Source organism: Campylobacter ureolyticus, from assembly GCF_027277485.1.
Lineage (GTDB): Bacteria > Campylobacterota > Campylobacteria > Campylobacterales > Campylobacteraceae > Campylobacter_B > Campylobacter_B ureolyticus_B.
This window is the reverse complement of sequence record NZ_JAPXGQ010000018.1, coordinates 1-19,673: the sequence shown is the minus strand read 5'-3', so window position 1 is coordinate 19,673 and position 19,673 is coordinate 1. Positions and strand designations below refer to the sequence as shown.

At 28.2% G+C, this 19,673-nt stretch carries 19 protein-coding genes, 1 tRNA gene and 1 rRNA gene; 17 read left to right on the top strand and 4 right to left on the bottom strand.

Features of this window, described 5'->3' with window-relative positions; genetic code table 11:
• Positions 1-113, top strand: a 5S ribosomal RNA gene (gene rrf / locus O6B72_RS08650); the annotation flags it as partial.
• A 2,020-nt stretch (positions 114-2,133) separates the two neighbouring features.
• Here rrf and O6B72_RS08645 read toward each other — a convergent pair.
• Together O6B72_RS08645 and gpmI are read right to left on the bottom strand one after the other, a co-directional pair.
• On the bottom strand, positions 2,134-2,457 hold the full coding sequence (locus O6B72_RS08645; RefSeq protein ID WP_269492881.1) for a hypothetical protein: 324 nt from the start codon (positions 2,455-2,457) through the stop codon (positions 2,134-2,136).
• Positions 2,458-2,475: 18 nt separating this feature from the next.
• Positions 2,476-3,939: a 2,3-bisphosphoglycerate-independent phosphoglycerate mutase gene (gpmI, locus tag O6B72_RS08640; RefSeq protein ID WP_269492880.1), complete on the bottom strand. Its 1,464-nt coding sequence runs from the start codon at positions 3,937-3,939 to the stop codon at positions 2,476-2,478.
• Between the two features lie 85 nt (positions 3,940-4,024).
• On the opposite strand from gpmI, the gene mraY reads away from it, so the two are divergent.
• The 8 genes from mraY (at position 4,025) to O6B72_RS08600 (ending at position 9,994) form a co-directional block, all read left to right on the top strand.
• Positions 4,025-5,089, top strand: a complete 1,065-nt coding sequence (gene mraY / locus O6B72_RS08635) for a phospho-N-acetylmuramoyl-pentapeptide-transferase (protein ID WP_018713928.1) — start codon at positions 4,025-4,027, stop codon at positions 5,087-5,089.
• A gap of 4 nt (positions 5,090-5,093) precedes the next feature.
• On the top strand, positions 5,094-6,299 hold the full coding sequence (murD, locus tag O6B72_RS08630; protein WP_269487201.1) for a UDP-N-acetylmuramoyl-L-alanine--D-glutamate ligase: 1,206 nt from the start codon (positions 5,094-5,096) through the stop codon (positions 6,297-6,299).
• A gap of 73 nt (positions 6,300-6,372) precedes the next feature.
• Positions 6,373-6,448 (top strand) — tRNA-Phe (locus O6B72_RS08625).
• 454 nt (positions 6,449-6,902) lie between these two features.
• Positions 6,903-8,135: a tyrosine-type recombinase/integrase gene (locus O6B72_RS08620; RefSeq protein ID WP_269492879.1), complete on the top strand. Its 1,233-nt coding sequence runs from the start codon at positions 6,903-6,905 to the stop codon at positions 8,133-8,135.
• A 4-nt stretch (positions 8,136-8,139) separates the two neighbouring features.
• Complete coding sequence (locus O6B72_RS08615; RefSeq protein ID WP_269492878.1) at positions 8,140-8,916, top strand: hypothetical protein; 777 nt, start codon at positions 8,140-8,142, stop codon at positions 8,914-8,916.
• A 411-nt stretch (positions 8,917-9,327) separates the two neighbouring features.
• Entirely contained in the window at positions 9,328-9,549 is a 222-nt protein-coding gene (locus O6B72_RS08610) for a helix-turn-helix transcriptional regulator (protein WP_269492877.1), read from the top strand.
• Positions 9,546-9,755 carry a hypothetical protein gene (locus tag O6B72_RS08605; RefSeq protein WP_269492876.1) on the top strand — a complete coding sequence of 70 codons (210 nt, stop codon included), beginning with the start codon at positions 9,546-9,548 and terminating at the stop codon, positions 9,753-9,755. Before O6B72_RS08610 ends, O6B72_RS08605 begins: the two co-directional genes overlap by 4 nt.
• Positions 9,752-9,994 carry a hypothetical protein gene (locus O6B72_RS08600; protein ID WP_269492875.1) on the top strand — a complete coding sequence of 81 codons (243 nt, stop codon included), beginning with the start codon at positions 9,752-9,754 and terminating at the stop codon, positions 9,992-9,994. Before O6B72_RS08605 ends, O6B72_RS08600 begins: the two co-directional genes overlap by 4 nt.
• Before the next feature lie 184 nt (positions 9,995-10,178).
• Here O6B72_RS08600 and O6B72_RS08595 read toward each other — a convergent pair whose 3' ends face one another.
• Positions 10,179-10,403 (bottom strand): hypothetical protein, encoded by a 225-nt coding sequence (locus tag O6B72_RS08595; protein ID WP_269492874.1) that lies wholly within the window; start codon positions 10,401-10,403, stop codon positions 10,179-10,181.
• A 158-nt stretch (positions 10,404-10,561) separates the two neighbouring features.
• Here O6B72_RS08595 and O6B72_RS08590 point away from each other — a divergent pair, with 158 nt between their 5' ends.
• The 7 genes from O6B72_RS08590 (at position 10,562) to olsF (ending at position 17,486) form a co-directional block, all read left to right on the top strand.
• Complete coding sequence (locus O6B72_RS08590; protein WP_269492873.1) at positions 10,562-10,852, top strand: hypothetical protein; 291 nt, start codon at positions 10,562-10,564, stop codon at positions 10,850-10,852.
• On the top strand, positions 10,849-12,012 hold the full coding sequence (locus tag O6B72_RS08585) for a hypothetical protein (RefSeq protein ID WP_269492872.1): 1,164 nt from the start codon (positions 10,849-10,851) through the stop codon (positions 12,010-12,012). The genes O6B72_RS08590 and O6B72_RS08585 overlap by 4 nt, the downstream gene beginning before the upstream one ends.
• Positions 11,999-13,222: an AAA family ATPase gene (locus tag O6B72_RS08580; RefSeq protein WP_269492871.1), complete on the top strand. Its 1,224-nt coding sequence runs from the start codon at positions 11,999-12,001 to the stop codon at positions 13,220-13,222. Before O6B72_RS08585 ends, O6B72_RS08580 begins: the two co-directional genes overlap by 14 nt.
• Before the next feature lie 680 nt (positions 13,223-13,902).
• A complete protein-coding gene (locus tag O6B72_RS08575; RefSeq protein ID WP_269492870.1) occupies positions 13,903-14,106 on the top strand; it encodes a hypothetical protein in 204 nt (67 codons plus the stop codon).
• A complete protein-coding gene (locus O6B72_RS08570; protein WP_269492869.1) occupies positions 14,093-14,371 on the top strand; it encodes a type II toxin-antitoxin system RelE/ParE family toxin in 279 nt (92 codons plus the stop codon). Before O6B72_RS08575 ends, O6B72_RS08570 begins: the two co-directional genes overlap by 14 nt.
• A gap of 890 nt (positions 14,372-15,261) precedes the next feature.
• Positions 15,262-15,618, top strand: a complete 357-nt coding sequence (locus O6B72_RS09590; protein WP_050335823.1) for a sigma factor-like helix-turn-helix DNA-binding protein — start codon at positions 15,262-15,264, stop codon at positions 15,616-15,618.
• 128 nt (positions 15,619-15,746) lie between these two features.
• Positions 15,747-17,486 (top strand): bifunctional ornithine lipid synthase OlsF, encoded by a 1,740-nt coding sequence (gene olsF, locus O6B72_RS08560; RefSeq protein WP_269492868.1) that lies wholly within the window; start codon positions 15,747-15,749, stop codon positions 17,484-17,486.
• A gap of 359 nt (positions 17,487-17,845) precedes the next feature.
• Here olsF and O6B72_RS08555 read toward each other — a convergent pair whose 3' ends face one another.
• The gene (locus O6B72_RS08555; RefSeq protein WP_269492867.1) at positions 17,846-19,042 is read right to left on the bottom strand and encodes an ATP-binding protein; all 1,197 of its coding nucleotides are present in this window, start codon (positions 19,040-19,042) and stop codon (positions 17,846-17,848) included.
• A 186-nt stretch (positions 19,043-19,228) separates the two neighbouring features.
• On the opposite strand from O6B72_RS08555, the gene O6B72_RS08550 reads away from it, so the two are divergent.
• On the top strand, positions 19,229-19,558 hold the full coding sequence (locus O6B72_RS08550) for an ATP-binding protein (RefSeq protein ID WP_269492866.1): 330 nt from the start codon (positions 19,229-19,231) through the stop codon (positions 19,556-19,558).
• The last annotated feature ends 115 nt before the right edge of the window (positions 19,559-19,673 follow it).

The window sequence follows — 19,673 nt, the reverse complement described above, 5'->3', positions numbered from 1 at the left end:
GGTTATACAGATGTGGAAACGCCTTGCTCCATCCCGAACCAAGAAGCTAAGCACATCGTGGCTGATGATACTCTCCCTTACTGGGATGCTGGGAAAGTAGGTCACTGCGGACTTTGTTTTTATACTAACTACTTATTTTTAATTATTAATTTATCCAGTATTTATTGTAATATTTATTTTAAAAACATATCTAATTAAATTAATCTTTTAAAGACTTTTATCTGTTTTTTTTCTTGTTTATGTTTTTATTATTGTTTAATGTATTTTTAGCTATAATATTACTACCACGAGTTAAAGGTGGATGAGAAGAAGTCAGTTCTCCCTTAAATTTATCGCTATAAGCTGGCAGGTTCGCGGTATTGCCCTTAACTCTGTATTAGATTAAGTTCTCTTGATTTTATTAAAGTATTATATTCTTTTATAATATAAAAACTATTATCCTTTTAATAGTTTTAAAGCTATTAAAGTATTTTAAGTTATTACTAAAATTATTTGATTAAAAACAAACTTCTTTTTTATTATCTTTTATAAAACATTACATAATTAATAAAAACTAATCCATATAATAAATCTTTTTTAAAATAAATTCTTAAATACAACTATCACTATAAAATATAAAAATGAGGCTTTTTTAAATTTTGATAGTGTTCCAGCTCAAATATTACAAAAAATAGCAATATCTTTCTAAATCATATTTCATACATTACATATTGCATATTGTATATTACATATTAAATATTACATATTAAATATTATATATTGAATATCATATATTGCATATTAAATATTTAATATTACATATTACATATATAATTTACACTAAATTTTAGTAAAATTTGACTATTTTAAAAAGACTAAATTTAGGCAAATTTTTACCCCTATATATATAGAACATTATTTATTATGAAAAAAGTAGTTAGAAAAAGTCTAGTTTTTCTTTGGGTAAAAATTAGCTCATATTCAAATCTTTGTATTTAATATTTTATTAAGATTAGAGGTTTAAAAAAGTAATTTAGATTTGTATGTTTAAAAACTATAATATCACTTATAAAAAAATACATAAATAAGATAAAAAAGAAATAAGTAAATAGATAAAAGTATTTAAAAATTTAATTTTACTAGATAGGTTTTTAAAAAATAAATAAAAGATTACTAAAAAGAAAGATTATTTTTAAAAATAACCAAACATTGCTTTTATGAAAAGATCTTGGTAAAAATTATGTTAAGTTTTATAAGTATTAATTAATTAATTAAGGTTTTTAACTAAAAAGCAATTGTAGGATAAAAGATTTAGGTGGTATTGATTTAGTTGGGTAGAACTTGGTTATATATGATGCTATTGGATTAGCAAAATATTGATGAAATACACTTATGATTTTAGAAGCTTTAGTGGGATAATACTTTAGAAAAAATATCCAATACTTTAGACGAAATAATTAAAAATGGTGTAATTACTGTATGGCATAAAAAGGTGATAAATATTATAAATTAGGGATTAGTCAAAGTTTTAATATAAATGGATAATAACATATTATGAAGCAACTAGAGAAAAAGACAAGACTTTCGGCGATGTCCTTTTTATGGATAAGCGACCCTTAACCAACTCTAGTTGGAGATATTATACCAAAAAAAATACAGAAATCTAAATATGAAAAGATGCCCTTATTTCAGCATATCCGCACCAAAATAAGCTTACGGCTGAGACTTCAAGCACATCATCTCAAGCGGCACCTTTTAATAGCAGTATGCCACATAAAAGCTTAAAATAATAATAAAAAGAAAAAATGTTTTTATCGTTTAAACATGGTTAAAATATAATATCTAATGATATAGATGGCGCATTGGTGTATATTTAGCACCTAACAATAAAAAATGAAGAGCCTTATTATATGAGTGATGGTATTTATGGACTCAAATTTTTGTGGTCTTTTTTTATATTGTAAATTTTTTAAAAAATATAAAAAACAAATATAAGTTTAAATTGTATAGATGCTTTAAATTTATAGTGTTAAATGCTATTTATATAATAGTGAAGTTTAAATTAAAATACCTAAAAATTGTACTAATAAAAGGCTATGATGTCAAAGCTACTTTGCACAGTTTGATGGACAGTGTCGTTTAAGTAATTTTTGCTTAGCTTTCGTAAAATTTTTTATGCTTTTCTTTTTTATAATTTTTTGAATTTTTAAGCTTATCGAGTAAATTTGCCTCTTTTAAAAGCTCATCTTTATTTTTATTTTGTATTACTGAATTAGCGAAATTTTCTAAAGCTTTTGTGTACGGGTCATTTAATAAGACCGGCTCTACTTTTTCTAATATTTGTGTATTTTTTTCAACTCTTTTTCTAAAAATTTCATCATCAAAATCTTCTCTCTTTAAAATATTAATGGCTGATTTTACAAACCTATCAAGAGCTCTTAAGTATTTTACTCTTTTATTTTTTTCATTTATTTTCAAATATTTTCCTTAGGATAATTAAAATAACGCTTCACTCATTTGCTTTGGAATATCAAGTCCCATTATTTTTAAAATTGTTGGTGCGACATTATTTAATCCACCATTTTTGATTTTGCTGACTTCATTTGCTATTACAAAGCAAAATACATCAAAAGTGGTATGATTTGTTAAAATTTCGCCATTTTTATCTCGCATTGCTTCACAGTTTCCATGGTCTGAAATTTGAATATAGGCATAATTTTGCTTTTTTGCAGCTTCTAGTATATTTCCTATACATTCATCAACAGCTTCGACAGCTTTTATAGAGGCCTCATAATTTCCAGTGTGTCCAACCATATCACCATTTGCAAAATTTACTACAATAAAATCAAATCCATCATTTATTCCATTTATTACATTTTTGCAAACATCATAAGCACTCATTTCTGGCTTTTCATCATAAGTTTTTACTTTTGGACTTGGTACTAAAATTCTAGTTTCATTTATGCATGGCTCTTCAGTTCCTCCATTAAAGAAAAACGTCACATGTGCATATTTTTCGGTTTCAGCAGTGTGAAGTTGTCTTAAGCCAGCATCTGCAATAGTTTTACTTAAAGTATTTTTAATTTCCTCGTTTTTAAAAAGAATCTCAAAATTAAAATTATCATCATATGAAGTCATGGTTATAATATTTTTTATATTATGTTCTCTTTTAAATTCATTAAAATTTTCATCTCCAAATGCCATACACATCTCTCTTGCACGGTCACTTCTAAAATTTATTATAATCACACCATCATTTTCTTTAATACCGCCAAAATCTTTAAAACTCGCAGGTTTTATAAACTCATCGCTGATTTTTTTATCATAAGAAATTTCTAAATAATCAGATGGTTTTATATCAAGTTTATTTTTGTTTTGTACCACTGTTTCATAAAATTCTTTAATTCTATCCCATCTATTATCTCTATCCATAGCATAAAATCTACCACTAATGCTTACTAAATTTACATTTTTTTCAAGTTTTTTTATAAAATTTATTCCGCTTATTGGTGCTACATCTCGTCCATCAGTTATTGCGTGTGCAAAAACTTCACAACCATTTTCTTTTGCAAATTTACACATAAAATCAAAATGATTTAGGTGAGAATGTACCCCGCCATCACTATAAAGCCCAATAATATGTATTCTTTTATGTTTTTCTAATAAATTTAGTAAAGTCTTATTTTGTTTTAGTGAGCCGTTTTCTATTGCTCTGTCTATTTTAACTAGGTTTTGGTATAAAATTCGCCCACTTCCAATGCTCATATGTCCAACTTCACTATTTCCCATTTGTCCTTTTGGAAGACCTACAGCTTCACCAGAAGTTTTTAAAAGTGAATTTGCACTGTTTTTAAACAGCCACTCATAATTTGGTTTATTTGCATTGCTGAATGCATTAAATTCATCGCTTTTATTAAATCCAATCCCATCAGTTATAACTAAAACTACTTTTTGTTTCATCAAAACCTTCTTTAAAATAATTATCTAAGCAACATTATAGTAAAATTACCCTTTTAAATTTTTAAAAGCTGTCAAAAGGTGTTTGATGTTTTATTTTTTATATGAATTTTTTAATATTAACATATTTAGCTATATTACTGCAAGAGCCGGACTTGCATTTTTTATATCATTTTTTATGACTATTTTTTTAATGCCAAAATTTATAAAATGGGCAAAAGTAAAAAAAGCAAATCAGCCAATTTACGATCTTGCTCCAAAATCTCACAAGTCAAAAAACCACACTCCAACAATGGGTGGAATAGTTTTTGTGGGAAGTTCTATTATCGCCTCGTTTTTATGTGCAAAACTTACAAATATTTATGTGTTATCAGCCCTTATGACGCTTGTGTTTTTTTCGTATATTGGCTTTAAGGATGATTTTTCTAAAATTGCTGGTAAAAAAAACGAAGCAGGTTTAAAGGCTAAAACAAAATTTAGGCTTCAAATTTTATTTTCTTTAGTAATTGCTCTAATTTTATTTATGTTTTCAGGGCTTTCTAGTGAGATTTTTATTCCATTTTATAAAAATTCTATAATTGATTTAAAGTATGGTGTTATACTTTTTTGGGTTTTAGTTATTACGGCTAGCTCAAATTCTGTAAATTTAACTGATGGACTTGATGGTCTAGCTACTATTCCCTCAGTTTTTGCTGTGCTTACATTGGGCGTTTTTATCTATCTTAGTGGGCATGCACTTTTTAGCGAATATCTGTTTTTGCCGAAGGTAAGTCTAGTTGGCGAAGTTGTGGTTGTTTGTGCTGCGCTAATTGGCTCAATGCTAGGGTTTTTGTGGTACAATTGTCATCCAGCTGAAATTTTTATGGGAGATAGTGGAAGTTTAAGTGTTGGAGCCTTTATTGGATATAGTGCAATTATAAGTAAAAATGAATTTTTACTTATGTTGGTTGGATTTATATTTGTTGCTGAGACATTAAGTGTAATTTTACAAGTTGGAAGTTTTAAAATTTTTAAAAAAAGAGTTTTTTTGATGGCGCCTTTACACCATCATTTTGAGTTAAAAGGCTGGGTTGAAAACAAAATAATTATAAGGTTTTGGATAATTGCATTAATTGCAAATATTATTGCTCTAGCCTCTATAAAATTAAGGTAGTGTTATGAGAAAATCGCTTTTTGGTTATGGAAAAACAACTAAGGCAATTGCAAGAAATGTCAAATTTAATGGTATTTGGGATATTTATGATGATAAATTTATTGAAATTTCAAAAGATGATCTTGGAAATAATTTACTTCCAGTAAGTGAGTTTGATCCATTAAAAAGCACTCTTGAAATTCCAAGCCCAGGTTTTCCTAGGAATCACGAATTAGTAAAAAAAGCTAAGAATTTAATAAGCGAGTACGACTATTTTAAAGATACACCCCCTGTTAAAATTTGGATAAGTGGAACAAATGGTAAAACTACAACCACGCAAATGGCTGGACTTGTTTTAAAAAATAACGGTGCATTAATTGGTGGAAATGTTGGTGAGCCTTTGGCAAATTTAAATGAATTAGCTAAATTTTGGATACTTGAAACAAGTTCTTTTACAATTTACTATACTAAATTTGCAACCCCACGAATTTATGCCCTACTACCAATAACTCCAGATCATATAAGCTGGCATGGAAGCTTTGAAGAGTATGAAAAGACAAAATTAAAACCATTGAGTATGATGGGCGAAGGTTCAGTTGCCATTATTCCTAAAAAATACGATGGCATTAAATCAAAAGCAAAAATTTATTTTTATGAAGATGAAAGTGACCTAGCTAAAATTTGTGGTGCAAATTTAAAAGATGTCAATTTTAAAGTACCATTTTTAATGGATGCATTGCTTGCCTTGTGTATAGAAAAATTTGCTACAAATAGTTTGAATTTAAATCTTTTAAATACATTTAAAATTGATAAAAATAGGGTTGAAGAATTTAAAGATAGTAAAAATAGACTTTGGGTCAATGATACAAAAGCCACAAATTTAGATGCTGTAATTCAGGCTCTAAAAAGATATAGCGATAAAAAAATTCATTTAATTTTAGGTGGAGATGATAAAGGCGTTGATTTAACACCTTTATATAAAAATTTTGAAGGTTATAATTTAGAAATTTATGCGATTGGTTCAAACGCTTTAAAAATTTTAAATTTGGCTTTGAAATTTAATGTCAAAGCACATAAGTGCGATTTTTTACAAGATGCTGTAAAAAGCATAGATATAAGTTTAAGAAATGATGAAGTTGCACTTTTAAGTCCAGCTTGCGCGAGTTTAGATCAGTTTAGTTCATATGAAGAGAGAGGAAATCTATTTAAAAAATTTGTTCAAGAACTATAAATTTTCAATAATTTGATAAAATTTAACCTTACTTTAAGATTGTTTTATATATAATTATAATTCTTTTTTCGGTGGTTGGATAGCTCAGTCGGTAGAGCAGCAGACTGAAAATCTGCGTGTCGGCAGTTCGATTCTGCCTCTAACCACCATTGCATAAAATCACCCCCTATCATAAAGTATCACAAACCACGATTACAAGGGACTTACAACGCAATTTAGCTTATCATTCAAAATCAAGCAAAATCATCAAATCTTACAACTTTTAGAGTATTTAAAGAGTATTTTTAGTAAAATACACCAAGAAAAAGCCTTAAAATACTCCAAAATCTTATCAAATTACCTTTTTATCGGTATTTGAAAGAGGTTAATTTTTCCAAAATCGAGTAAAAAACGGCTTTTTAGACCTTTAACATTAAAAAGTAACTATGTTAAAGATTTTCAATTTCTTTAACATTGTGATAGCAAATGCCTATAAATAGGGAGTTAGCAAGTATTAAAAAATACTCCATAGAAAAAAGAGCATTTTTTTAAAAATACTCCATAAACTTCTACAGCTCCCTTTTAATAGCTATTTACTTAAAGTTGCTTGAAAGGAGTTTTACAATGCCAAAAGTCGTTATACCTTTAACGGATACCGAAATTAATAAAGCAAAGTCAAAAGATAAAGATTATAAGTTATTTGATGGTGAGGGCTTATCTATTAAAATCACTACCATAGGCAGGAAAATATGGCTATTTGATTATTACAGCCCTATAAATGGCAAACGCAGGACTTTTACAATAGGTAAATACCCAACTATTAGCTTAAAGGACGCAAGATTTAAAAAAACCGAGTTAAGGGCTAAAGTAGATAACGGAATAGACCCTAAAGAGGAATTAAAAACTAAAAAGATAAACTCATTAACCCTTAACACCGTGATAAATGAGTGGCTAGAGATAGAGGCTAAATCAATCCACGAAAGCACCTTAAACACTAAAAAATCACGCTTACAAGTGCATATCATTCCTAAGTTAGGTAATAGAGCAATAAAGAGCATTAATCACATTGAATTAGCTGAAATTATTAAAGAGATAGGCACTGAAACACCACCAACAGCCAAAATCATTTCACAGCTTTTAAATAACATTTTTAAATTTGCTGTATCTAGTGGCTACACTGATTTTAATATTATGTCTAATGTAGATACAAAAACTTTAATACCTCGTATAAAAGTGGAGCATTACGGAAAACTTACTGAAAAAGATGACTTAATCAAATTCTTTAATGCTGTTTATGATTGTGATTTTTCAGAGAGCATTAAAAACGCTTTAAAATTATGTCTTCATATCCCTTTAAGGGCTAAACCTTTATCACTCATTAAATGGCAAAATATCGACTTTAAAAATAGAGTTATTACCATACCAAGAGAAAACCAAAAAAATAAAAATATTGACTTAGGCAACTTCAAATTACCTTTAAGCGATGAGGTAATAAACATATTACAAGACCAAGCCAAAATTAGCAGGGCTTACGAGTATGTATTTATAAACAAAAGCTTTACTTCGCATATTCACGAGGATAGCCCAACCCATATGCTAAAGAAGTTAGGCTTTAAGGACCCCGATAATGGTAAGCCTATTACTTTACATAGCTTTAGAGGTATTTTCATGACTTATGCACTAGAACATAAGCAAGACCACGGAGTAAGCACCGAGGCAATAGGCAAGGTATTAGACCACTTACACGGCAATACAGTAACTTTATCTTATTCAGAGAAAACGACCTTTTTCGATGAATTAAAAATCATTCTTTCTTATTGGAGCAACGAAATTCTAAAATTAAAAGATGAAAGGTAAAAAAATGAAATCGATATCAAAACCAAGAGACACCCAAAACGCAAGAGATGAGAAAGAAAACGAACTTAATGAAAAAGTAGAGGAGTTTTTTAATGATGTAGTGTCCATTTCTTTTGACTCAGATGACTTTTTTACAGATGTTAGGACTAAAGCCGAAAAAAAAGTTTATGAGGAGTTAGCCAAAGGGATAGGAGGACGCGACGCACTTATTCCGTTTAGGAGGGAATTCGGTAAAATGATAACCGACTTAAGAAATGGAAAAACAGGGCTTAAATTTACCATTGACACATTTAAAGTTATTACCGAGTTTTATGTTTATGATGAAACCAAAGAAAAAATATTAAAAATATTTTGTGATTTTTTTAAAAGGTTAGTTGATAGCAAAAATCTAAGTAAGCCCATAGAAGTTTTAAAATATGAAAATTATTTACAAGGATTAGAGCTTATAAAAACAGCTATTGACTACGATACTGATGAATATTTTTATAAAAAAAACAGTGGTAAGTATAAGAGTGAAACGCTTTTTTTTAAAACTCATAGAGAATTTTATACCTTTAAGGAAAAAGCTAACTTATATTTTAAAGAGGAGGAAATTATAAAGTTAAAAGAAGAATACGAGCTTAAAAAATCCACCCAAAAAATAAAAGATGACTTCAATACACAGCTTTATGCCTTAGCTGAACTTTATCAATTACCCGTTAGCTACAACACCTATAAACATACCTTATCTAACGCAATAGAAAAATATCTTATCCCAAAACCTAAAAAAAAGACACCCTAACGAAAAATAATTTTCGTTTAAAGGTAACCCCCTAAGCAAGGGGGCTATAACTATACACTAAACACCTAAAATCATCACTTTTTACACTTTTTTACAATGCAACGAAAAATAATTTTCGTTACCTCATCTTTTTATACCCTTTTATACTTTTTTTACTAAAAATTCATCAAATTTACACTTTTTTTACCCCTCTTTTTTACCCTAACGAAAAATAATTTTCGTTTAAAGGCAATACCCTTTAAAAGGGAGTTTATAAATGGCAACTACTTCATAAATTCATCAAAAAATCAATAAATTAACACTCTAACGAAAAATAATTTTCGTTGATTAGCCTTTCAAAAACTGTGATAATTCACACCAAGTTAAGCCACTTTATCAAGCTTAACAAAACTTAAAAAAAGGTGTAACACTATGGAACAATTAACAAACCACAAAGCAGTAATGCTAAGAGTTAATCAAGTTGCCAAATTATATGGCATATCAACCTCAACAGTATGGAGGTTAGTTGCTAATGGTAAGTTAAAGACCATTAAGCCAACAGCTAATATCACGCTTTTTAATGCTGATGAGGTAAATGCTTTTTTCTCAACTGATAGACGTGTAATAAGTGATGAAAACGAGGTAAGAGAATGACGCCCATAGATAACGGCTTAAGCTTCTATGAAAACGCTTATAACGAACTTGAAAGTATAAGGTTACTTAATGCCTTATTGGTAAGAGATAATGACTTTGAAACCGATAAGAAAGAAAACGCCATTTACTTTTTAAATCGTAAATCAGCTGAGGTTATAGATGAGGTTATCGAATACATAAAGAAACGCAGGGAGTTAAAAAGATGAGTAATAAGTTAGCTACCTTTGAAGTTGATAAAAAGTGCTTTGGATATGGCAATAAAGAGCTAATGAAAGCCTTTAGAAAGAAACTTTATCTTTATAGGATAAAAGACACCAAGGCAATACCTAAAGAGATGTTTAACCTAGCTTATGACTTATTTTTTATCACTGAAAATCAAAGAAAAAGTATTTATGAGCTTGAAGTTAAGCAAGGTATAAGAGACAAAAGCTTTATAAAGGCTTAAAAATAGGTTAGTGATGAGATAAAGCCTATAAACCTCATCACTAAAAAGAAGTTTTACAAGGGATATTATAACTAAATAGAGTAAAAAAAGGAAGTTTAACGAGCTTAAAAATGAGCTTGTTAGATTTTTTATTGAGCCGATTTTTCGGCTTAGTAAAGGAAGTTAAAAAGTGAGCTTGTAGAGTTTATTTATCATTTTGGGATTTGTATTTTTCGATGATTTGCATTAACTCATCGAAACTTTTACTTTTTTCATAATGATTTAAGAATGGAGCTACCCAAGCAGGTATTTTTCTATTGGTATCATTCCAACTATAAACGCTACCAATATTTAATTTAGTTAAGTTAGCAAAGTCAGAAATTGACAAACCTAATTCATCTATTTTTTTTAAAAACTCATCTTTTAACACTTTAACCCTTTAATTTATGTTTAGTGAATTATAACGCATTTAGTTAAATAATGCTAGTGAATATTTTGCAAAAAGCTAAATAATGCTTGACTTATTTAGCAATATGCTATAAAATATTAAGATATTTTAGCATTTTGATAAAAAAAGGAGTTTTTACGATGACAATTTACACACATACTAAACACAATAAAGAAAGCTTTAACAAGTTTTTAAGTCGCTTTAATGGAGCAAGTAAAGAGATGATTATTTATGAGCTTTACACAAGCCACGCAGTAACTAATAACTTTATAGAGAAGTTAAAACGAAGTTACGAAAACGAGTTATTAACTAAAGATGAGGTTATAAAAGACCTAGAAACGAAATACAACGCTTTAAATGATAAGTTTATCGAGTTGTTAAATGAATACGATGAACTTTATGCAAAGCTTGATTTAAAAGGTATAAAATGACAAGACCTAGCATAGCTGATATCAAACAGTTACTAGACAGAAATACAGTTATAACTATACTCAATAATCAAGGCTTTAATATTCCTCCTAAAGGCAATTTTAGGCTAAGGGCTGATGATAAGAACCCAAGTGCTTCAATTTCTAAGAATGGACTACTAATTACAGACTTTAACGGCAGTTTTAGTGGTGATATCTTTGACTGCTTACAAACTTATAGAGGTATGGACTTTAAACAAGCCGTAGAGTATGTAAAAGGCTTTTTAGGTATTGGAACAATGCAAAGTAACCCACTTCCTACCTCATCGCTTAATAAGCCTATTAAAGAGCATATAAAGGAAAAATTTAAACCTAATTTACAAGTCGATGAGGTTATAAGTAGAAATAATGAATTTCTTAAAATTGTCTTTGATAATGGACTAGCTAATAATCTTTTATTAATGCCAAATGCCAAATTCAAAGATGAAACTAAGATTATAAAAGATTTTCTAAATAACCACTTAGGAAGTAGCTTTATAGCTTACCTAGACACGCAAGGGAGCTTATTACACTTTAAAGAGGCTTTTATTAAATACATAGCTTTTTTTAATAATCAAGTGCAACTAAAATTTAGTGATGAAAATAACCATTTAAGGCTACTTAAATACAGAACCGATAAATGGATATTTTCAAAAGAGATAAGATTTAAAAATGGTAATAAGATAAAAAATATCCCAATGGATACGAAGTTTATATCTCATCATTGCTTTAAAACTGATGATTATATCTTTATCAGTTTTCACGCAATAGATAGCTTTATATTTCATTCTTTAGGACTTAACTACATAGTATTACAAAGTAGTAGTGCTTATGTAGATAATGACACCTTTAAAGAAGTAGTTGAAAGCTTTGGAGCTAATGCAAAAGCTATTTTTTTAATAGACCTTGACAAAATACAAGGCAAAGACCTAAACACCGATTATAAAGCGAGTGTAAGGCTAAAAGACTTCTTTAGCACTTCTTTTTATAGGCTAATGGCAACAAATGACAGTTATAAAAAGCAAGATTTAAGAGATATGTTATTAAGTGCTGATAGCCTACTATACGAGGACGCAAGGTTATTATTTAAAAATATTAAAAACATATTAATTAAAATAAGAGAGGATAAAAATGCCAACAAATAATAAAAAGCTTGATAAGCTTGATAGGCTATACAAACAACACGAGGCACCTAGCTTTGATGAAGTTTTTAAAGATGATGAAGTCGATGAGGTAAGTGATAAAAACGCCCCTCTTAGCAGTGAAAAAGGGGCTAAAATCGATATAAAACGTGATAACGTTATTATATCCAAAGTTAGTAATAATAACAACAATTTAGCCAATAAAAGGAAAAAAGAGTATATACCTCTAACACCCGATAATATTGATGACTTTGCACTTACACCCGAGGAAATAGAGGGCTTTGATGATAGTTGGCTTATAGATGATTTTATCGTTAATCAAAGCTTAGGAATGATTTACGCAGAGGCTGGAAGTGGTAAAAGCTATTTTTCGATATTTTTAGCCCTTTATATGTTAAAAAACAATATTGCCAAAAAAGTTTATTATTTAGACGCTGATAATGGCAATCAAGTTGTTAAAAAAAGAAAAATAGATAAAATTATAAGATTTAGTGATAATAAGATAAAATATTTACACTCAAAAAAGTTAAACCCATTTAAAAAAGATAGGCTATTAAGCGACTTTGTTAAGCCCTTAGAGCAAAAACCTAGCGACTTTTATAATGATACATTTTTTATCTTTGATAGTGCTAGAAACTTTATAAGTGGTGATTTAAGTGCTGATTATAAGGTAAAACCTTTTTTAGATGATTTACAGACCCTAAGAGATTACGGAGCTAATGTTATATTTTTACACCACCAACCAAAACAGCCACTAAATAAAGATGAAAATAACGGCTTATATAAGGGAGCAACTGCATTTAATGATAGTGCAGATTATTCCTACCTCTTATCATCTAAAAAACTAAGTGATGATAAAATGCTTATTCTCTTAAAGGCAATAAAAAGTAGAAACCTAGAAAAAAATCAAGCCTTTATATTAGATACTATGACTTTTAACCTTGAATTCGTTGATTATGATGATTATTCGTTGAGTGATAAGGAGTTAGATACGATAGAGGTTATACAAGAGATATTAAACGAAAATAAAGCAGGTATAAGCAAAAGGGAGCTTATAAAAAAAGTGCTAGAAAGAGCAAAGTTTAATGAAATGGAAATTTTAGGAAGTAATGCACTAAGAGACTTTTTACCAAAGCTAAAAAATAAGTTTTTAACTTTTGAGAAAACAGACGAAAAAAGACGAAATTCATCAGAAATTTACAGACCTCTTTAACTTTTATTTAATGGCTTTGGCTGTGTTAATCATAGTAGCACACTATACATTACGATAAATAGGGACTTTGCAAGGTAATGTAACTAGCTGTGTTAAGCTGTGTTAAGCCTTTAACACACCCTCTAGCCCCGATAATAAGGGGCTTTGTGATAAGTGTGTGTTAAATATCTTTATATACATAGATTTTTATAATTATCTATTCTTTTTTTATTGGCTGTGTTAATGAATTTATACACGAATAACTTATCTTAACACACCCATTAAGCAAATACCCATTACACCGAGCTTAAGAGCTGTGTTAAGCCTTTAACACACCTTAACACACCTAATTAAAACACCCATTCTAAGGGATATAAGCTGTGATACCCATTTAACACACCTTTAAACTACGATAACAAGGGGCTAAACTTAAAAAAATTAAAGATATTTATACATATTTCCATACTTATAAATAAATATAAGATTATTTTTTTCCTTTAAAGGATAAAGCTATTAATTAAGACCTCATCGCTTTTTTAATTTATGCTAATAGGTTAGTGCTAAGATATTAAATATAATTGAGTTATTAGAAGTAGTTAGGTTAATATTACAACTTTTTTTCTTTATAGGCTAATCCACTAATTAAAAATTTACCATTTTTTAGCTAGACTTCTAAAAATTAAGTAAGGGAGTTTTACAAAATGCAAACTATAACTTTACACGCTGATAAAAATGCAATAGATAAAATATTAGAATTTATAAGTTCTAATAACTTAAATATCAAAATAGACAAGCAAGACAAAATTAAAGATGAGCTTTTAAAGGATATTAACGACTATAAAAACGGAAAATTAGAAGTAAGCCCGTTAGGCAGTAATTGGAAGTATCTAAATGCTAATAATTGAAAGTAAAAGATTTACTGATGAATTAAATAGTATTTGTGATTTTATCGCAAAAGATAGCATTAACAGAGCTATTACATTTCAACAAGAGCTTAAATCAAAGCTTGATAACATTGCCTTTATGCCTTATATAAACAGGAAATCAATTAAATTTAATGATAAGAATATAAGAGACTTCATTTTTAAAGGCTATGTGATACCTTACTTAATAGATGATGATAAGATAGTTATTTTAGGCATTTATAAACGCAATTTATGGAATAAATAATATTTTTTCCATTAAAAGAAAGAGAAAAACAAAGAAAAAACTATAAAACGCTAATAAACGAACGCTAAGGCACCTAAAACGCATTTTAATCATTTAGCCACCTAATCACAAAGGAAAACATTTTTAAACGGCTAATTTTAGCCACTAGTAAAAGTTTAATTCGCAATTTTTACAAAGTTGTAATTACCATTACACAAGCATTTAATTAACCTTATGCGAAAATAAAGCTAACTTTTTAAATGATTAAAAATGTAACTTAAATATTGCTTTGAGTAGATGAGGTTAGAAGTATTGCCAAACCTTAATCAATTTTTAAACCTCATCGACTATTAGCAAAATATTTATCTTTTTTTTTACCGATAAAGGAAAAATTAATCAACCCTTATAAAAGTGATGACTAATGATAAAAAGTTATTAGTTGTTATTGCCATAAGTAAAATTAAAAAAATCAAGCTATTTTTAAATTAATTTCGGTAAAATTTCATCTTTATAGGTAACATTGAGTTAAACAGTATGATATTAAATGATATTACCTTAATTTAAGAATTGAGTTAAAAACTGATGAAAAATTATCAATTCTTAAGAGAATTTCAATGCTTTAAGGTTACGAACCTTAAAATCACTTTTTTAAAGAGTTAGAAACCCCCTAAATAGGGCTATGGTAATTTTTTGTATTGAAAATTATTGTTTTCATTACTCTTTTTAAAAATGATAAAAACTTAAGTCGGAAATTGTGGCTATGGAGTATTTAAAGAGTATTTTTTCACAGGCTTATTTGCTTAAAAAGTCCATTTTTAGGGCTTTTTTTAAAATCTGCTTGTCGCCTCTAACCACCATTCTCGCGTTAGTTTTTTATGCATTTGCTTTATGTTTATTCTAGGAGATAATAAATGCCTTCCACTAATTTGCAAAAAATCAACGAGTTACTTTTCGAAGCTAATTCTCAATTAGATGAGGTAAAAGAGCTTTTAAAGACTGCTTCAGACAAGGAAATTTTCGATCTTAAAGTCCTAAAATTTGACATTTATTGCCAAATAAAAGATTTAGAAGCCAAAAAAATCAGAGAAATCCTAAAAGAAAATAAAATAAAACCAAGTTCTGATTCTAACTCTTATACCCTGGAAGAGATTGGTATTGTCCTTGGAAATATAACAAGAGAACGTGTCAGACAAATTCAAGATCAAGCTATAAAAAAAATGAAACATCCAAAATTAATTAAAGAACTGTATGATTATATAAAAGACTAATTTAGCTTATAAAATTTTCTAACTTAGTTTACAAATTTGTTTCAAATCAAAAGTTCTTAAATTTATAAACTAAGCTAATTTTAGCTATAATTAACTTTCATATAATTACATATTTTGGAGAATCAAATTTGCAAGAAAAAAAGATAGTAGATTTAGAAAAAGCACTAAATGATAAATACCCAAAACTTTTCACAAAATATCCTAAATTTATTTCAAATTTGCTCATAGGCTTATTAAAAAAACTTTTCTATGAAGATAAATTAAATGATTTTATATTAAAAAATAAAGATGCAAGAAATAAAGAAATAATTGATAGATTTTTAAAATCCATAAATTTTACTTATAAAATAGATAATATTTCGCTTCAAAACATCCCAAAAAGCGGTAGAGTAATATTTATATCAAATCATCCACTTGGTGGACTTGACGCTTTATCTTTGATGCATTTAATAAATGGCGTTAGAAAAGATGTTAAAATTTTAGCAAATGAGTTCTTAATGAAACTTGATCCAATTAGTGATATGCTAATTCCAATTGATAATATCTCAAATCAGAGCTCTCGTGAGGCTATAAAATCAGTTGATGAGCATCTTAAAAATGAAGGTGCGATTATTATATTTCCAGCTGGTGAGGTATCTCGTGCAAAAGTTTTTGGCATAAAGGATTTAAATTGGAAGGGAGGATTTTTAAAATTTGCTAAGAAAGCCCAAGCTCCGATTGTTCCGATATTTGTAAATGCTAGAAATTCTTCTTTATTTTATGCAATCTCGGCTATTTATAAGCCGCTTGCAGGGCTTTTACTAGGTCATGAGGTTATGAATAAAAAAAATAAAAGCATAACTATAAAAATAGGTGAAATGATACCTTATAAAAATTTAATTTTGCCTGAGATAAAATCTCCAGATAATACATTAAAACTAATTCAAAGGCACCTTTATAATATTGGAAAAAATAGAAAAACTATTTTTAAAACTCAGAGATGTTTGGTCGATAAGGTTGACATAAATGAAGTCTATGACGAGGTTTTAAAAGGCTTAAATTTAGGAAAAACAAAAGATGGCAAAGAAATTTATCTTTGCAAAACTTCAAATAAATCAGCACTTCTTACAGAAATTGGAAGGCTTAGAGAACTTACCTTTAGAAGAGTTGGTGAGGGAACTGGAAAGGAGTGCGATGTTGATGAATTTGATTTTTACTATGAGCATTTAGTTTTATTTGACACAGAGCTAAAAGAGATAGTTGGAGCTTATAGAATCGGTGTTACAAATGAAATAAATCCTACTTTAGATAGCAAAAAACTTTATACTCAAACTCTATTTAGTTTTAAAAATGAAGCTAAATTTTTGTTAAAAGACTCAATTGAACTTGGCAGAAGTTTTGTTCAGCCAAAATTTTGGGGTACAAGGGCGCTAGATTATTTGTGGTATGGAATTGGTGCTTATATTAAAAAATTCCCGGAGACAAAATATATGTTTGGACCTGTTAGTATAAGTGCAAACTATCCAAAAACCGCGAGAGATATGATGATTTATTTTTATAAGAAACATTTTACTTCTAAGGAAGAAATAGTAGTTTCTAAAAACAGATATTTTATTTCTCAAGCTGAAAAAGAGGAGTTAGATCTTTTGTTTTGTGGACAAAGCTATGAAGAAGATTTTAAAATTCTAAAAGAAAGTTTGGCAAATTTTGATTTATCGGTTCCAACTTTATATAAACAATATAGCGAATTGTGTGATGAAGGTGGTGTTGAGTTTTTAGATTTTGGTATAGATACAGATTTTGAAGATTGTGCTGATGGATTTATTTTGGTTCAAACAGAAAAGATAAAAGAAGCAAAAAGAAAAAGATATATTGGAAGCTTGGATTAATTTCAAGCTTCTTAAATTTTTATATTTTTAGCTGTATGGCTTGAATTATAAAAAGCATTAAAAAAATAGTAAGTGGTGGGTTCACTTTAACCAATACTAAAAAGTATAAAACTACTATTGTATGGACTTTACATCCGATTAAGAAAACTCTGTTTTAATTAATAGGTAACTTTTTCGGTAACTATTGTTAAAAGCATACAAATTTTTAGATATATGTGGCAACTTTCACTTATTTGTAATTGTATTTAAATTTAGTTTATGAAGCTTAAAAGCTTTTTGCTTGGCCAATGTTATATTGCCTAACAAGCTTTTATCATTTTTTTATACATACAAATAATTGCTTAATTAAATTTTCTAAATCAATACATTAATCCAAAAATCCAAAGCGGTATTTTGCTTCCAAATCCAATCTCTAAATTATCAGAGGCTACAAATGAGTTTTTATCATTTTTTATTTGATTAAAACTTTTTTTAGCTCCGCCTATTTCAAAAATAAACTCACCAACTCTAAAATCCCCATTTTTGCTAAAATAAATTTCACCAACATTTCCAAGTTGATTTACAAAAAATGTTTCTCTTAAATTTCCGATGTCTGGTCTATTTAAATAGATCAGATTTGTATTTTCAAGGTAGATTTTATCAGCTTTATCCATATTTTTTAAAGAGAGCTCATTTCTCATAAGAAGCCTTATGAGTCCAGCATTTTCTAACATTGTAAGATATTCTTTTAAAGTTCTATCATCTTTTACATCTATCATCTTTTTTAAATCAGTATAGTTTGGAGAGTATGGAACATTTCCACTAATTGCGTGAAGTAGTAACTTTAACTTTCTAGCTGTATTTCCACTCAAATTTGGATATACACTAAGCAAATCACTATCAATAGTCGTTTCTATACTTTGTCTTAGAGTTTGAAAAAACACTATCTCATTTGGCAACTCTTTGTAATATGGATAATATCCAAATTTCAAATACTCTTTAAAAAGTTTGATGATGTATAAATCCTTTTCTTTTAAGTTTTCTATAACGCCACTAGCGATATCTTGATGAGTAGTTAAGATAGCATCTAAATCAAAAGTTTTAAAATCAATGTCATAAAAAAGTCCTAGATACTCCCTAAAACTCATTCCATACATTTTATAAATAATTGCTCTTCTGCTTAAATCGTGTGAACTTTTTAAAATCTCAAGAGCCGATGAGCCAGTCGCTACAACATGTAAATCTTTAAAATTATCATAAGCAAATTTTAAAACCCCAGAAATATCTTTGTTTTTATGAATTTCATCAAGGTAGAGATATTTTCCACCATTTAATACAAACTCTTTAATAATCTCTGTAATGTCATTTGAAATTTCTATATCATCAAGGCTTAAATAAAGACTTACTTGGTTTTTGTTTGCAAGCTGTGCAAGAGTGGTTGTTTTACCAATGCCACGATTTCCCAAAACTATACTTAACCTGTTGGTTAAATCAGTAGTTTGTATAAAGTATCTTTTAAATTTTTGATTATTTAGTTTTATTAGGGCATTGCTTTTTATAAACAGCTCATCTAACATTTTTTATCCTTTTTATGTAATGCGATACAATTGTATCATAAAAAAGATGGATTATATTACATAAAATTTTAAAATTATTATAATTTTTTTGCCTTTAACCCATAAAAACAAAATTCTTTTTTGGAAATTTTAACTTTACTCCAATAGACGAAAAACCAAAAGATAAAAAGAGACGGGGGTGTAACTATGGATGAGTTTATAGATAGAAAAGAATATGATAAGGATATATTTTCTATATTTAAAAACTCATTAAATTTTGTACTTAATCATATAAATTTAAGCTCAAAAATAGAAAATATTATAAGAGAAGATAAATACGAAATTCCATTAGTTGCTTTAAGAGAAGCTCTTATTAATGCATTAATCCATAGGGATTCAAACTTAGGCAGAGATATAAAAGTTGGAATTTATGATGATATGGTAAATATCGTTTCACCTGGTGGATACCATAGTTTTATAACACAAGATGATGTAGACAATGGTAGAAGTGAAGCAAGAAATAGTGTAAGTAACTGAAACATAAATTCTATAAAATTATATAAAATAATATATATATTTTATATAATTTATATTGATAAATATTTTTAAATTTGTTATAATTTCACTTATGAATAAATTACTATCAATAGGA